We start from the raw sequence: 15,187 nt of genomic DNA, 5'->3' as shown, positions 1-15,187 counted from the left end.
AGCGTGGCATGGATGCGCAGCATTTGATCTTCCTGGCGCTGGTTTTCCTGGTGGTGGCGGGCCTGGTGTTCCTGGGCGTGCGCCTGTTTGCGCCGGTGCAGGTGCGCGCGCGCCTGGGGGGCGTGGTCGCCCCCGAAACGCAAGTGGACGCGCCGCAGCAGGGCTGGGTGGAAAAGGTGGCGCACGCGGCGCAGCCGTTCTCGCGCCTGTCGGTGCCGGAGGAGGGGTGGGAGCGCTCGCCGCTGCGCACCCGCTTCATGAACGCCGGCTGGCGCAGCGCCTCGGCGCCGTCGCTGTACTTCGCCGCCAAGACCGTGCTGGCGCTGGCGCTGCCCGCACTGGCAACGCTGCTGGTGGCGGCGTTCAGCGGCCGCGCGCCGCAACAAGGGCATATGGCGCTGCTGCTGATCGCTGCCAGCATCGGCTACTACCTGCCCAACCTGGTGCTGGCGCGCCGGGCCACCAGCCGCTGCCGCGAAATCTTCGAAACCTTTCCCGATGCGCTCGACCTGCTCACCGTGTGCGTGGAGGCGGGCCTGAGCCTGGAGCGCGCGCTGGCCAAGGTGGCCGGCGAAATCCACATCAAGAGCGTGACGCTGGCGCAGGAGCTGCAACTGGTGCTGATGGAAATGCGCGCGGGTTTTTCCAAGGAAAAGGCGCTGCGCAACCTGGCCTTGCGCAGCGGCGTGGAGGACGTCGATACGCTGGTGGCCATGCTGATCCAGTCCGAACGCTTCGGGACCAGCATGGGCGATTCGCTGCGGGTCCACTCCGACAACCTGCGCAGCAAGCGCAGCGTGCAGGCCGAGGAGGCGGCCGCCAAGATCGCGCTCAAGCTGCTGTTCCCGCTGATCTTCTGCATTTTTCCCACGCTGATGCTGGTGCTGATCGGGCCAGCCGGCATTTCGATCTACCGTTCGATGGTACCCCCGGGTCACTGAAAAGGAGCGCATGATGAAGACCATTCCGATTGCCACGGCAACTGCCGCCGCCACGTTGGCTGGCTTGCTGCTGGCAGCCTGCGGCGGCCTGCCTGCCGCCAGCGTGGCAACCCCGGCGGCGCCGCAGGACGCCGCCCAGGATGCCATCACGGCGCTGGAACGCGCCTGCCTGCTCGATCCCATGAATGCGGCCAACTGGGCGCGCCTGGCCACCGCGCTGGAAGCGGACGGCCAGCGGGAACGCGCCACCCGCTTCTACCAGCAGGCCGCCACGCTCAGTGCGCACGATGCGCGGCGCGACTATGCCCTGCTGGCCGGTACCGCCGCACCGGCCGCGCAGTCGGTCCCCGTACCGGCAGCCGCCGACGCTTACCCGGATATGCCGCGCACGCAGGTGCGGCAGATCGGCGCGGCGATGGTGCAGGTGGTGCGGGTGGAGGCGCCGGCGTTGGCACCGCGCGTGGCGCCGGCCGTGACGTCGTCGCCGACAGCAGCAACGGCAACGGCAGCATCGTCCGCAGCCCCGCCAGACCCGGTGCGGCTGGAAATCAGCAACGGCAACGGCGTCACCGGCGCAGCTGCCAGCCTGGCGCGGGTGGCGCGCACGCTGGACCTCGATGGCGTGACCACGGTGCGCCTCACCAACGCCCGGCCGTTCACCGTGCCGCGCACCCGCATCGAATATCCGCACGCGCAGCGCGCGCTGGCCGAAGCACTGTCGCACCAGCTGGACATACCGCTCAAGGTGCGCCGCGATACGGCGCCGCGCGATGTGCGCATCGTGCTGGGCCACGACAGCGGCCGGCCAAAATAAAAAAAACCGTCCGGATGGAGATCATCCCCCGGACGGCGAAAAAAACACACCCATGTGTTTTCCTGTTGCTGCCGGCCCGGGATCGTCCCTGCCGGCGCGTTCTTTACTGCCAGCTCACGCTGCCCAGCCCCTGTGCACTGGACTGGCGGTTGGCCGGCTTGCCGTAGACGGTGGCCGAGCCGAGTCCGCTCAAGCTCAGGTTGGCGCGCGACCTGGCATACACGCTGGCGCTGCCCAGTCCCGTCAGTTGCACATCGACCGATTCCGCCCGCAGCTGCTGCGCGTCGAGGCTGCCCACGCCACCGAGGGAGGCGTTCAGTTGCCTGGTCTGGCCGATCATCTCTATGCGGCCAGCACCGTTCAGATGCAAGTCGACGTTGTCGCTGTTGCCGGCATTGACTGTCATGCCGCCGATCCCGCCCAGGTGGACATCGACGTTGCGATATTGGGCGTTGACCTTCACCGCCCCCGCACCTTGCAGCGTGAGGCGCAGCGTGTCGCCGCTAAAACCGTTTACTTCGGTGGCGCCCACGCCACCCGAGATTACTTCGCGCAGGTTCGGTAACGTCAGTTCCGCGCGCAGGTCCTGCTTGTTGCCAAAGCTGATGCTGTTACTTGTCTTGCCGGTGTCGATGCGCAGCTGGTCGCCGCTTTGCAGCACCGTCACCTTCTTCAATGCTTCCGGCTTGCCGTACAAGGTCAGCGATGCCACCGGCCCTTGTTTGACCTTGACGCTGATGACGCCATCGAGGTTGAGATTGACAGTGCGCGCATCGACGCTGCGGCTCTCGCTGGTCAGCTCCGCGGCCAGCGCGGCAGGGGTGCCGCTGCACAGAACCGCAGCCAGCATGGCGGCCTTCAGGGTGGGTTTCATCATGCGCTCCGTCGTCAGGTGGGGGATTACAGTGCGGCTTTTTCAGCAGCGGTCAAGCGCTTGGCGGTGATGGTCACTACCTGCATCGGCGCCGCTTTCGCAGCCTGGGTCGTCACGGCATCGGCGGCGATGAAGATGCGTGGGGCAGGGGTGCTGGCGGTAGCCAGCGAGGTGGCGCCAGCGATGATGGCGGTGGCGATGAAGATGGCTTCCATGTTTTTTGCGATGTTCATTTTGAGCTCCTTGGGGTGGTTAGTTCGTTGCGATGAGTGAACTATAGACAAGGGCCCTCGGGACATCCACCGGGATGTGACGAAGTGCAAAAAACAGGGGGCAGGCTGCGGATAAAGGGGGCGTAAGCGGTGCTATACCGCACCGCACAGGCGGTTTTGGCTGCCGGCATACAGCGTGGTGATCCAGGCGGATACCGTTTTGAAGCGGGCGATCGAACCGGCATCGCGGTGGCTGAGCAGCCAGATGTCGCGCAGCACTTCCACTTGTTCTCCCAGGCGCAGCAAGCCTTCCTGCTCGCCCATGATGCAAGGCAGCAGCGCCAGGCCGACGCCAGCGCGGCAGCCGCGCACCATCGTGCTCAGGCTGTTCACCTTGAGCACCCGGCGCGGCGCCGGCGTCAGCGCCGCCAGCCACTGCATTTCGCCGGTGGCGGCCAGCGCGTCGTCGTAGGCGATCCACGGCTGTTCGCCCCAGGCGTCGCGCGCCATGCCGGCAAAGCGCGGATGGCCATAGACGGCAAAGCCGAGGTCACCGAGTTTGCGCATCACCAGCGCGGCATCGTCGCCCGGTTTGCCGAGGCGCAGCGCGAAGTCGGCCTCGCGCCGCGTGAACGACAGGTTCTGGTTTTCCGCCTGCAAGGTCAGCGCGATGTGCGGATGGGCCGCGTGCAGCGCCGGCACGTGGTCGAGCAGCCAGTAGTCGAACAGGAAGTCGATCGAGGTGATGTTGACCGGGCCGGCGGTGGCGTCCGCCTCCTGGCTGGCCGCTTGCAACATGCTTTGCACATTGCCGAACACGCCGTCGGCGTGGCGCACGAACACCTGGCCGGCATCGGTGAGGCGGTAGCCGGTGTTGTCGCGGATAAACAGGCGCAGCTGCAAGGATTTTTCAGCGGCAGCGATGCGGCGGCTGATGGTGGACGCATCGACGCCCAACTGCCGGCCGGCCGCGCTCATATTGCCGCTGCGGGACAGGGCAAGGATCAGGGGAATGTCGTTCCAGTCGAAGTCGGTGCTCGTCGGCATCTTGGGTTCCAGGGGAGAAGGGCTGCATTCTTGCAAAGTGACCTTGCAGGCTTGTCTGTTCCACAAAACCGGCGGCAGGCCTAAGATTCACTCCATCGCAACGCCGCCAGCCAGAGACTCTAGCACAGCGGTCACCCACAAAAAATCGACTAAAAGGATGAAGATCATGAACAACGCCAACATCAACCTCGCCCGCCGCAGCGCCTTCTTCAACAGTGTCGGTGCCGCCGCTGCCGCCGTGGCTATTCCGCTGACCGCCATGGCTGCTGGCAGCGCCGAAGCTGCCTCCGTAAAAAACACCGGCCCGGTCGCCCACACCGTCAGCACCATCACCACCCGCGACGGCGTCGAGATCTATTACAAGGACTGGGGTCCGCGCACCGGCCAACCGGTCGTGCTCAGCCATGGCTGGCCGCTGAACGCCGACAGCTGGGAGTCGGCCGCTTTTCACCTGGCCAACAACGGCTTCCGCGTGATTACCCATGACCGTCGCGGCCACGGCCGTTCGAGCCAGCCATGGGACGGCAACGACATGGACCATTACGCCGACGACCTGGCGCAACTGATCGAGACGCTGGATTTGAAAAACATCATCCTGGCCGGCTTTTCCACCGGCGGCGGCGAAGTGGCCCGTTACGTCGGCCGCCACGGCACCAGGCGCGTCGCCAAGCTCGGCTTGATTTCGGCCGTGCCACCGCTGATGCTCAAGACCGCCACCAACCCGGGCGGCCTGCCGATCGAAGTGTTTGACGGNTTACGTCGGCCGCCACGGCACCAGGCGCGTCGCCAAGCTCGGCTTGATTTCGGCCGTGCCACCGCTGATGCTCAAGACCGCCACCAACCCGGGCGGCCTGCCGATCGAAGTGTTTGACGGTATCCGCGCCGCGTCGGTCGCCAACCGGGCGCAGCTGTACCTGGACCTGGCATCGGGCCCGTTTTACGGCTTCAACCGTGCCGGCGCCAAGCCGTCGCAAGGCCTGATCAACTCGTGGTACGCCCAGGGCATGCAGGCCGGTCACAAGAATACCTATGACTCGATCAAGGCATTCTCGGAAACCGACTTCCGCGACGACCTGAAAAAATTCGACAAGCCGACCCTGGTGATCCACGGCGACGACGACCAGATCGTGCCGATCGCATTCTCGGAAACCGACTTCCGCGACGACCTGAAAAAATTCGACAAGCCGACCCTGGTGATCCACGGCGACGACGACCAGATCGTGCCGATCGACGCCGCCGGCAAGGCCTCGGCCGCGCTGATCAAGGGTTCCAAGCTGATCGTGTACCCGGGCGCGCCGCACGGTCTGACCGATACGCACAAGGACAAATTCAACGCCGACTTCCTGGCTTTTGCCAAGTCGTAAGGGCTCGATGAACCCGGGAGGCTCGCCAGCGTCCCGGGTTCACGGCGAAATATTTTAATAAAATAGCTTGCTATCAAATAGCGCGCAATATATATTGCACACATCGGCGCCGCACTTGTGACTGTAGCAAGGGCAAACATAGCGCACTATCAAATCGTTTACTATTAAATTTCAGGAGCAGATCATGAGCAACGTTCATCAAACCCAGGAAGTCAGCCTTTCCCGTCGTTCGGCCTTGTTCAACAGCGTTGGTGCCGCCGCTGCTGCCGTGGCCATCCCGCTCACCGCCATGGCCGCTGGCACCGCCGAAGCTGCCTCCGTGAAAAACACCGGCCCGGTCGCCCACACCGTGAGCACCATCACCACCCGCGACGGCGTCGAGATTTATTACAAGGACTGGGGCCCGCGCACCGGCCAACCGGTCGTGCTCAGCCACGGCTGGCCGCTGAACGCCGACAGCTGGGAGTCCGCTGCTTTCCACCTGGCCAATAATGGCTTCCGCGTGATTACCCATGACCGTCGCGGCCACGGCCGTTCGAGCCAGCCGTGGGACGGCAACGACATGGACCATTACGCCGACGACCTGGCGCAACTGATCGAGACGCTGGACCTGAAAAACATCATCCTGGCCGGCTTTTCCACCGGCGGCGGCGAAGTGGCCCGTTACGTCGGCCGCCATGGCACCAGGCGCGTCGCCAAGCTCGGCTTGATTTCGGCCGTGCCACCGCTGATGCTCAAGACCGCCACCAACCCGGGCGGCCTGCCGATCGAAGTGTTTGACGGNAGGCGCGTCGCCAAGCTCGGCTTGATTTCGGCCGTGCCACCGCTGATGCTCAAGACCGCCACCAACCCGGGCGGCCTGCCGATCGAAGTGTTTGACGGCATCCGCGCCGCGTCGGTTGCCAACCGGGCGCAGTTGTACCTGGACCTGGCGTCGGGCCCGTTTTACGGTTTCAACCGTGCCGGCGCCAAGCCGTCGCAAGGGCTGATCAACTCGTGGTACGCCCAGGGCATGCAGGCCGGCCACAAGAATACCTATGACTCGATCAAGGCATTCTCGGAAACCGACTTCCGCGACGACCTGAAAAAATTCGACAAGCCGACCCTGGTGATCCACGGCGACGACGACCAGATCGTGCCGATCGCATTCTCGGAAACCGACTTCCGCGACGACCTGAAAAAATTCGACAAGCCGACCCTGGTGATCCACGGCGACGACGACCAGATCGTGCCGATCGACGCCGCCGGCAAAGCCTCGGCTGCGCTGATCAAGGGTTCCAAGCTGATCGTGTACCCGGGCGCGCCGCACGGCCTGACCGATACGCACAAGGACAAATTCAACGCCGACTTCCTGGCCTTTGCCAAGTCGTAAGGGTTGATCGCATGATCGGGTAGCACGCCACGGCGGGTAGCGAGCAATCGCCGCCCGCCGTTTGCCGTTACACTACCGACAACCAACCGGAGCTGCGATATGAAAATGCTGACGCTCGTCATGACCGTGCTGCTGTGCGACCAGGTGGCTGCACGCGATTGCGTGATGCGGGTGGCTTATCCGGACCGCGAGCGTTTGCCGTACTACATAGGCAATGGCGCGGTGGTGCCCGAGCCGGCCGGCGCAGGTGTGGAACTGTTGCGGGAAGCGGTGCGTAGTGTCGGCTGCACCGCGCAACTGGTGCGGCTGCCGACTGCGCGCTTGCGCTATGCGCTTATCGATGGCAGCGTGGACTTGGCGCCGGTCGATCTGCGCGACGGCGAACGGCGCTATTCGGCCTTGCCGCTGACCGCTGCCGGCATGCCCGACAAGCAGCGCGGCATCCGCGTGGCGGCCGTGGTGTACGTGCGCACCGACGACCGTATCGCTGCCGCTACCAATCCGCGCATCTATTTCAGACAGCGTAAGCTGGCCACCAACCAGGGCTCGCCACTGGGCGAGCAACTGCGCGACGAGGGCTACACTGTCGATAGCGGCACCGGCAACTCTTTCAACAACCTCGATAAACTGATCTTCCGGCGCGTGGACGGCTTTGCCATGTCGCTGGCCAATGCCGATGCGCTCGACCGTTCGGTCGCAGAGCGCTATGGCAACCGCGTGGTCCGTCTGGCCACGCCGATCCGTGCTTCCACGCTGTGGCTGTCGTCGAACAGCACGTATCACCAGGCCCATCGCGAGCAGATGGAGCAGCTGTGGAACTGGTGGGGCAATAACGCGGCGCGCCGGCTCGGCGAGCTGCTCAGGCAGCCCCCGCCGTCCAGGTAGCGCGCCTGCCTGCAGTTTTGCCATTCTTTGCACCTGCCTTTATACTCGCCCCCTTCAATTGGAGTGTGAGTATGAAAGTCCTGGCATCAGCCGCCTTGTTGGCATTGTGCGGCCAAGTGTGCGCCAGCGATTGCGTGGTGCGCGTGGCATATCCCGACCGTGACCGGCCGCCGTATTACCTCGGCAACGGCCCCGCCATACCGGACGCACCGGGGGCCGGCGCCGAACTGCTGCGGCAGGCGGTGTACGTCACCGGTTGCACGCCCGCGCTGGTGCGCCTGCCGCCGGCCCGCATCAAGCTTGCGCTCACCAACGGCAGCATCGATTTCGCCCTGGTCGATTTGCGCGATAACGAAACACCGTATTCGGCCCTGCCGCGCACCGCCGCCGGCCTGCCCGACACGCGGCGCGGCATGCGCCTGACTGCCGTGGTGTACGTCCGCGCTGCCGATGGCCTGCCGGCAAGCACTGTTCCAGGCGATTATTTCCGCAACCGCATCCTGGCCTCGAACCAGTCCTCGTCGCTGGGTGACCAGCTGCGCGCCGATGGCTACAAGGTTGACGATGGTTCGGCCGACGCCTCCAGCAACATGGAAAAGCTGATGCTGCGCCGCGTGGACGGCTTTACCATCGCCGTCTCCAACCCCGATGCCGCTGATGCGTCCGTGGCCGCGCGCCACGGCCCCAACCTGGTCCGCCTGCCGATCCCGCTGCGCACCTCGACCGCCTGGCTGTCGGCCAGCACCGCCTACCACCAGCAGCACCGCGAGCAAGTGGAGGCGGTGTGGACATGGTGGGGCGACAATGCCACGCGCAGGCTGGCAGAGCTGGTGCGGGTGTACGGGAAGACTGTGCCTTGATTAAGGAGGTTGCCTCCTTGGCAAAATGGTTGCGCCATCGGGTAAAGCAGAGTCATACATTTCTACCCGCGCCGAAATGCCACCAACATTAATATCAGCAAACCGCTCGCGCTCATGAACAGCACGTCGGTACCATGACGGGCCACCAGGCCCGCAGCTACCAGCGACAGCGGCACAATGCCGGCCGAAGCCAGGCCCAGTACGCTCATCACGCGGCCCAGCATGTCGCCGCGAACCTGTCCCTGCAACCAGCTGATGACAACGACATTGACGAACCCGGCCACTGCACCCAGCAGGGCCGCAATCAGGCACACCCACCACAGCGGCATCGGCAGTGCCAGCCCGGCCAGCAACACCGCGAGCGCGATGCTGGCGCCGGCCACTCCTGCATGTGTCCCGGCGGCCGGTTGCCACTTGCCAGCCGTTATCATGCCTGTCAAAGAGCCTGCGGCGACACAGGTCATCAGTACTCCAAGGCCTGCCGAACCATAGTGTGCATTGGCCAGCACCACCAGGCCGATCTGGGTAGCGCCCGCCATGCAGAAATTGATGCCCGCAAAGCTGGTCAACAAGGACCGCAGCGCCCGGGCATGCCAGACGTGGCGTAAACCGTTGGCAATCGCCGCCCAAAGACCATCCTCTCCTGCCGGCGCGGCGGCCCGCGCGGGCGTGGGCAGGCACAACAGTATTGCGATCAGGCCGCCATAACTGGCTGCGTGGAAGACGAACACGGGCAGAACGCCCCATTGTGCGATCGCCACGCCACCGACGGCCGAGCCGGCCAACAAACACAGCTGGCCGCTTGCCTGCAACAGGGCGTTGGCGCGTGGCAACTGCTCGGCCGCCACCAGTTCGGGCACCACTACTCGCAGTGCCGGTTCGGAGAATGCATCGGCCACGCCGAAACAGAAAGCCAGACCGTACAGCAGCGAGAGGTCCATGGCAGCCACATGGAGCAGAGCGGCAATCGCCACCGCGCACATTGCCTGAACGGTACACGCAATGGCGAGGATGCGCCGTGCCGCGTAGCGATCACTCACCGCGCCGCCCACCAGCATCAGCAGCGCGCGGGGAATCGCCAGCGCCATCATCACCGAGCCCAGCGCCAGGCTGGAACCGGTCATCTGCAACACCAGCCAGGGCAGCGCCAGCATGAAGCCGACATCGCCCAGTTGACCCAGTGTGGAGCCTATCCACACCCGGCGAAATGCCGAAGGCAAGCGATTCATGGCGACCCTTATAAAAGTGAATGTGAGTTTACATTCGCATATTTATCCGCATTTGTCTATGATCGATTTATGACCGACACTAAAATCATTGCCGCACCCCAGCAGCAACGCAGCAGGGCTACGCTGGAGCGCCTGTTGAACGCCACCATCCAGGCCCTTGATGAACATGGCCTGGACGGTGCAGTGATCCCGCGCATTGCGACGCTGGCCGGGGTGGCTCCAGCCAGCGTCTACCGCCGCTTCGCCAACAAAGACGCGCTGATCCGTGCCGCCCTGTTGCATGTTCTGGAGCAAACCCAGACCACCAACCGCCAGGCGCTGGCAGCTGCCTTGCACGCCGCCACGCTGGAAGCAAGCGCCGATGCCTTGATGGATTTGATGTTCAGCCAGTACCGCCAGCATCCGGTTCTGGTGCGGGCGCTGGCGCGCTTCATCGATGCCGATACCGACCAGGAATTCGTGAGCAGGGCACGCGCCATCCTGGCCGGCAACCTGGAGTTGGTGGTGGAATGCATGCTGCCGCACCGCGAGCAGATCCGCCACGCCCAACCCGAACGGGCGCTGCGCTTTGCGCTGCTGCATGCGTTCACCTCGATCGAGGCGGTGACGCTGGAGCCGACGTCGCTTTGGCATAGTGTGCTGGCGGAACCGGACAAGGTGCTGGCGCGGGAATTGGCACGCAGTTTTGTGGCGTACTTGCGGGCGGGGTGACGCTTAGAACCTATCCCGGTAGGGAATGAGGCGCTGCTTGCGCGCCTCGGCAGCGGGGCCGGCGTTGCTCGTCATCGCATGGCCCGCCATGCTTCTTCCTCGCTAGCCGAACTTTTTCACCAACCCCACATACCACCGCCGCGCCACGAAATGATCGGCGCCGCGCTGGCGCAAGGTGCTCGCATCGGTGCGATAGCGGCGCCGGCTGCCGTCGAACATATCGTTGGCATTGACGGTCAGGCTCAGCGTGCCGGTCAGTTCGCGCTTCCAGGTCGCGTTGACGCTGCTGGTGGCGCCATAACCCCCCAGCGGCGTGATGCCTGCCGACTGCCACTGGGCGTCGAGCGAGAGGTCGTCTTGTCCCACGTGGTAGCCGGCGCGCAGTTTCAGGTAGCCGGCCACGTCATGCTGACGGACGTGGTCGTACAAATCGGGCGACTCGAGCAGCACGGCATAGGCGCCGCCGTCCAGTCCCAGGCGCCACGCGGGGGATGGTGTCCAGTCGAGCGAGCCGCTCACGCCGGTGGAACGGGCCCGGCCGCCGTTTTGGCGCGACGTGACCAGCACGTTGTTGGCGCTGAAACTGCGGGCGTCGATGACGGTGTCGCGGCTGATACGGTAGAACGCGCTCATGCTGGCGCTGACGCGGCCCGCCTGGAGATTGGCGCCCAGGTCCCACGAGGTAAGCCGTTGCGGCCGCAGTCCCGGATTGCCGCGGCTGAGGTTGTGCGCATCGATGTACGTGGAAAACGGATTGAGGTCGCGCGGATCGGGCCGTTGCAAGCTGCGGCGGTAGCCGAGCGTGAGGTCGATCCTCTCGCTCAACGCGTAGATGCCGTGCAGGCTGGGATTGAACGCTTGCCAGCGTCCGGTCTGTGGTACACCTAGCGCGGGCGTGATGCGCAGCGCCATGCGCTCAAGACGGCCACCGAGCAGCACTTCCCACCGGCCGCGCCTGATCTTGTCGGTGAGATAGGCGGCCGTGAGCGTGGTCGCTACCGCGTAGCCGTTGGTGGTGGCGGGGTCGGGCATTTCGGTGCCTGCCGCGCGATCGACCACGGCTTGATAATTGGCGAGGTCGTTGACTTCGTCCTGCACATCGATGCCCATGCCCCACTGGCCAAGTGCCGAGGCGCGGGTCCAGTCCAGCGTGGCCTGGTCGAGCCGGCGCACCGCCCTGGTGGCGCCGCGACTGTCGCGGCTGGCGCCCAGCGGTTCCAGGTACACATCGCTGTACGATTTATCGACCAGGCTGCGCGTGGTGCTGCGCGCCAGCACTGCCTTGAGCACCGAGCCTGTTCCCTGGCGGGTATAGGCGACGCTGGCGTCGTGGTCGGCCTGCTGGTTGGGACCGGCGGAGAGGCGGTGAAAAATCGTCTGCCCGGTAGGCGTGGTGTTCTCGTTGAGCACATCGAACCACGGCCGCGAACGGCGCTGGTTGTGGTGCGCGGACAGGCTCAGGCTGTCGCTAGCGCTGGGCGCGTAGGTTATGCCCAGGCCGGCGCTGTGCACGATGCGGCGCACGAACACCGACGATGTCTGCTTGGTCTGCTTGGTCTGCCCGGTTGCGCCGTCTTGCGGGTTGTTCCAGTCAACGGTGGACTGGCGGAACTTTTGCGTGCCGTCATGTCGGTAAGCCACGCTGCCGTTCAGGCTGAGTTTGCCGGTGGTGACATCGCCCGAGGCGCCGGCATTCCACAGCCCCTGGTCGGCCGTGCTGGCGCGCCACTGCGCGTGCGCACCAGGCTGGCGCTGGCGTTTCAGGACGAGATTGACGATGGCGCCGCCATTGGCGTGGTAGGCGGCCGACGGATTGGTGATCACCTCCACGCTGGCGATGTTGGCGCCGCTCATGGTTTGCAGCGCCACGGCGCGCTCGTCGCCGGCCAGCATCGCGCTGGGCTTGCCATCGACCAGCACCGTCACATTGGCATTGCCCCTGACCGAGATCGTGCCGTCGGCAGCGACCGACAATTCCGGTGTCGATTGCAACACGTCCTGCGCCGTGCCGTTCTGCGCCCTGGCCATGGTGGAGACGTCCACCACGGTCTTGTCCACCTTGCGCACGACGGCGTCCTTGCTGGCGGTGATGGTCACGCTCGGCGTGCCATCATCCTGCGCAGAGGCGAACAGCGGCAGCGCTGCCACGCCCAGCCACGCCAGCACTGAGGGGTTCATCAGAGCGAGCGTTGCGCCAGTTCGCCCAGGAATGCTTCGCGCGTCTTCAGTCCGGCATAGCTCTCCGATGTGACCGGATGCTGCATCAGCCGGGCGAACACGAGCTTGCGACCGTCCTTGACGGTCCAGCCGACAAACCAGCCGATATTGTTGTCCCGGTCCGCGCGGCCGTTCGCCAGCCGCACGGGTGCGGTGCCGGTCTTGCCGTGGACTTCCCAGCCGTTCGGCGCCGCGTCGACCTTGAGCAGGCGCGCGGTCACGTCATACGCCTGCTGCGACACCGCCAGTTCGCGGTTGACCACCTTGCGCAGGAACTCGGTCTGCTGTAGCGGGGTAATGCGCAACGTGGGGGACAGTTCGGAGACCGCGATGGCATCGTCCACGCCGGCCACGCTGGCCAGGTTGCGATTGCCGTAGTCGAAGGCTTGCACATAGCCGCGCACGCTGGCCGGACCAAGGCGCTTGGTCACTTGCTGCGAGTACCAGACGATCGATTCACGCAGCCAGCCGGCCGGATCGGTGCCATGACGCCAGGACGGATTGGGCGACGCATAGCTGGCCTTGTACGGCAGGTACGGTGCATGGTCGTCGCGCAGCACGCCGCTGTCAAAGCCCATCAGGCTGATGGCGATCTTGAACGTCGAAGCGGGCGTGACGCTGGCGTCGCAGGTACCCTCGCGCACCAGCGCCGCACCGCTGGCGGCATCGACCATCATGGTGCAGTCGAGCGTTGCCGGCGCCGTCGTGACGGCCGGCGCGGTGGCGATATCCGGGCTGTGGCGCGCCAGCAAGCGCACCGGTTCGATGGCGGGCTCGGCCGCCTGCCAGGCCAGCGCCGGTTGCAGTGCGAAGTTGGCGATGGCCACCGCCGCCAGGCTGCCCAGCGCGACCCAGCGCGACCAGGCGCCACGCGCCGTGGCTGGCGTACGGATCAGGCCGATGCGGGCGGCCAGCGTGGGGGCGTGGCCACCATTGGCATCGCTGGCGCCAAACGCCAGCGCCATGCCGGCCGGGCGGCACTGGAGCTTGAGTTGCGCCACCAGCGCCGCCGCATATGCCTTGCGTTCGGCTGGCGGACGGCCGCGCAGCACATCGCGGTCGCAGCCGAATTCCTGCGCCCAGCCCAGGCGCGCGCCCAGCAGCCGCATGAAGGGATTGAACCAGAACAGGCTTTGCAGCAGGAGCGCTGCCGCGCTCCAGTGCAGGTCGCGGCGGCGCCAGTGCGTCAATTCGTGCTCGACGATCAACTGCTGCTGAAGCGTATCGAAACCCCGTAAATGGCGCGGCAGCAACAGGCGCGGCCGGAACAAGCCCAGCAGCATCGGCGACATCGGCACATCCACTTCGACCACGGCCAGTGGCGACACCTGCGCCGTTGTGTGCTGCCCAAAGCCGGCATGTTCCGACGCCGCCAGCGCACGACCACTGGCAGCCAGCGCATCGAGCAAACGCTGGGCGCGCTGCCAGCGCCACAGCGCGTGTACCAGTCCCAGCAGATACAACACCAGCCACGCGCGCCCGGCATCGCGCACCCAGGCCGACAGCGGCCTGCCGGTAGCGCGGGACGTCAGCCCCAGGCCTGGCGCGGACGCAGCGGCCGCTGTCGCGTGGGTTTCGGCAGGTGCCGGCGCGGCAGTCATCGGCGCCGCCGCTGGTTCGACGATCTCGATGATCGGCATCACGCGCAAGCTTTCGGCGGGCGGCCACAGCATTGCCAGAAACACCGCAGCCACCGCCACCTGCCCGCACAGCCACAGCGAGCGCTGTTGCGCCAGCGCCGGCAGGGTGCGCCGGCACAACACGGCCACCGCCCACACCGCGCCGCCGGCCGCCAATGAGCCGGCGGCGGCCAGCAGCAGGCGCGCCAGGACGATATCGAGATCGATCGGCATCATGGTGCGCCGTCCGCATCATCGGGCCAGTGTTGCAGCAGTTGTTCGAGCTGATCGAGTTCCTGCTCGTCCACCAGCTTGCTGCCGGTGAACATCATCACCGGCAACGGCGTATCGATTTCCATCACGCGCTTGCCGAAGTCGCGGGTGAACGCGGCCAGCGTATCGACCTTTTCCAGCGCCGCTTCATAGACCTGCACGCCATGGCTCATTTGCTGCGTGACCATGCGCTTTTCCAGCATGCGTTCGAGCGTTTTGCGGGTGGACGAGTACGACCAGCCCAATTCTTCCTCGACATGCTCATGTAGTTCGCGTGCGCTCAGGGGCTGATGGCGCCACAGGGCTTTGAGCAGGGTCAGTTCGGTGATGGACGGGATGGACATGGCAAGCTTTCTTGTGACGGGTATGGCAATGATGCGACAGATGTCACATCGCGTCAAGCGTTGCGTGATTTTTTGAGAGTGAGGCGTGAACCAGCACTGATCTGCTGGAATACATTGCGCTATTTTTTTGTGTAGATGCCACCGACCACAAACGTCGAGCCGCTCGTATCAAGCGAAAAAAGTTGATTCCCTTTCAGGTAGAGGCCACCACGCGCTGTCGCCGCCAGCTGCACCCCTTCATCGCGTACGCAGGTGCGCGAGCCGCCGCCGAAATCGATACACCATTGCGCCTGTCCATTGAGGGTTGAGCGCACTACGCCGGACCCGGTGATTTGCATCGAATAGGACGGTACCGACGAAGTGACGGAATCAACCTTGATGGGAGTGGACGCTGCGCCCTGCGTCAATTGGACCGATGCATCGAC

At 65.2% G+C, this 15,187-nt stretch carries 15 protein-coding genes and 2 pseudogenes; 9 read left to right on the top strand and 8 right to left on the bottom strand.

Annotation, left to right across the window (positions count from 1 at the left end; translation table 11 throughout):
• Positions 1-8: 8 nt before the first annotated feature.
• Both ASF04_RS13225 and ASF04_RS13220 read left to right on the top strand, forming a co-directional pair.
• Entirely contained in the window at positions 9-941 is a 933-nt protein-coding gene (locus tag ASF04_RS13225) for a type II secretion system F family protein (RefSeq protein WP_056142324.1), read from the top strand.
• 10 nt (positions 942-951) lie between these two features.
• Positions 952-1,755, top strand: a complete 804-nt coding sequence (locus ASF04_RS13220; protein WP_082488750.1) for a LytR C-terminal domain-containing protein — start codon at positions 952-954, stop codon at positions 1,753-1,755.
• 103 nt (positions 1,756-1,858) lie between these two features.
• On the opposite strand, the gene ASF04_RS13215 is transcribed toward ASF04_RS13220, so the two are convergent.
• The 3 genes from ASF04_RS13215 to ASF04_RS13205 form a co-directional block, all read right to left on the bottom strand.
• The gene (locus ASF04_RS13215) at positions 1,859-2,629 is read right to left on the bottom strand and encodes a GIN domain-containing protein (RefSeq protein WP_056142320.1); all 771 of its coding nucleotides are present in this window, start codon (positions 2,627-2,629) and stop codon (positions 1,859-1,861) included.
• A 26-nt stretch (positions 2,630-2,655) separates the two neighbouring features.
• On the bottom strand, positions 2,656-2,862 hold the full coding sequence (locus ASF04_RS13210) for a hypothetical protein (RefSeq protein ID WP_056142317.1): 207 nt from the start codon (positions 2,860-2,862) through the stop codon (positions 2,656-2,658).
• Between the two features lie 132 nt (positions 2,863-2,994).
• Positions 2,995-3,888 carry a LysR family transcriptional regulator gene (locus tag ASF04_RS13205; protein WP_056142314.1) on the bottom strand — a complete coding sequence of 298 codons (894 nt, stop codon included), beginning with the start codon at positions 3,886-3,888 and terminating at the stop codon, positions 2,995-2,997.
• A gap of 166 nt (positions 3,889-4,054) precedes the next feature.
• Here ASF04_RS13205 and ASF04_RS13200 point away from each other — a divergent pair.
• From ASF04_RS13200 to ASF04_RS13180, 6 genes and pseudogenes are all read left to right on the top strand, one after another.
• Positions 4,055-4,641, top strand: a pseudogene (locus ASF04_RS13200) (alpha/beta fold hydrolase); the annotation flags it as partial.
• A 1-nt stretch (position 4,642) separates the two neighbouring features.
• Positions 4,643-5,252 (top strand): alpha/beta fold hydrolase (locus tag ASF04_RS27910; RefSeq protein ID WP_229205050.1); only part of this gene is annotated, 610 nt, incomplete at its 5' end.
• A 184-nt stretch (positions 5,253-5,436) separates the two neighbouring features.
• A pseudogene (locus ASF04_RS28215) lies at positions 5,437-6,035 on the top strand (alpha/beta fold hydrolase); the annotation flags it as partial.
• Position 6,036: 1 nt separating this feature from the next.
• A partial coding sequence (locus ASF04_RS28210) for an alpha/beta fold hydrolase (protein WP_229205049.1) occupies positions 6,037-6,624 on the top strand: 588 nt, incomplete at its 5' end.
• 99 nt (positions 6,625-6,723) lie between these two features.
• Positions 6,724-7,509 (top strand): hypothetical protein, encoded by a 786-nt coding sequence (locus ASF04_RS13185; protein WP_056142310.1) that lies wholly within the window; start codon positions 6,724-6,726, stop codon positions 7,507-7,509.
• Positions 7,510-7,580: 71 nt separating this feature from the next.
• Complete coding sequence (locus ASF04_RS13180; RefSeq protein WP_056142306.1) at positions 7,581-8,369, top strand: hypothetical protein; 789 nt, start codon at positions 7,581-7,583, stop codon at positions 8,367-8,369.
• Between the two features lie 62 nt (positions 8,370-8,431).
• On the opposite strand, the gene ASF04_RS13175 is transcribed toward ASF04_RS13180, so the two are convergent.
• Positions 8,432-9,598, bottom strand: a complete 1,167-nt coding sequence (locus ASF04_RS13175; RefSeq protein WP_056142303.1) for an MFS transporter — start codon at positions 9,596-9,598, stop codon at positions 8,432-8,434.
• Between the two features lie 69 nt (positions 9,599-9,667).
• Here ASF04_RS13175 and ASF04_RS13170 point away from each other — a divergent pair, with 69 nt between their 5' ends.
• A complete protein-coding gene (locus tag ASF04_RS13170) occupies positions 9,668-10,309 on the top strand; it encodes a TetR/AcrR family transcriptional regulator (protein WP_056142300.1) in 642 nt (213 codons plus the stop codon).
• Positions 10,310-10,411: 102 nt separating this feature from the next.
• On the opposite strand, the gene ASF04_RS13165 is transcribed toward ASF04_RS13170, so the two are convergent.
• The 4 genes from ASF04_RS13165 to ASF04_RS27520 form a co-directional block, all read right to left on the bottom strand.
• A complete protein-coding gene (locus ASF04_RS13165) occupies positions 10,412-12,487 on the bottom strand; it encodes a TonB-dependent receptor (RefSeq protein WP_056142297.1) in 2,076 nt (691 codons plus the stop codon).
• Positions 12,487-14,382: a M56 family metallopeptidase gene (locus tag ASF04_RS13160; protein WP_056142294.1), complete on the bottom strand. Its 1,896-nt coding sequence runs from the start codon at positions 14,380-14,382 to the stop codon at positions 12,487-12,489. Before ASF04_RS13160 ends, ASF04_RS13165 begins: the two co-directional genes overlap by 1 nt.
• Positions 14,379-14,762 (bottom strand): BlaI/MecI/CopY family transcriptional regulator, encoded by a 384-nt coding sequence (locus tag ASF04_RS13155; RefSeq protein ID WP_056142291.1) that lies wholly within the window; start codon positions 14,760-14,762, stop codon positions 14,379-14,381. Before ASF04_RS13155 ends, ASF04_RS13160 begins: the two co-directional genes overlap by 4 nt.
• Positions 14,763-14,881: 119 nt before the next feature.
• Positions 14,882-15,169: a hypothetical protein gene (locus tag ASF04_RS27520; RefSeq protein ID WP_156368639.1), complete on the bottom strand. Its 288-nt coding sequence runs from the start codon at positions 15,167-15,169 to the stop codon at positions 14,882-14,884.
• Positions 15,170-15,187: the final 18 nt, after the last annotated feature.

It is taken from the genome of Duganella sp. Leaf61 (assembly GCF_001421905.1).
GTDB classification, from domain to species: domain Bacteria; phylum Pseudomonadota; class Gammaproteobacteria; order Burkholderiales; family Burkholderiaceae_D; genus Rugamonas; species Rugamonas zoogloeoides.
Note: the sequence above shows the minus strand (reverse complement) of the source record. Positions and strands in the feature narration are given on the sequence as shown.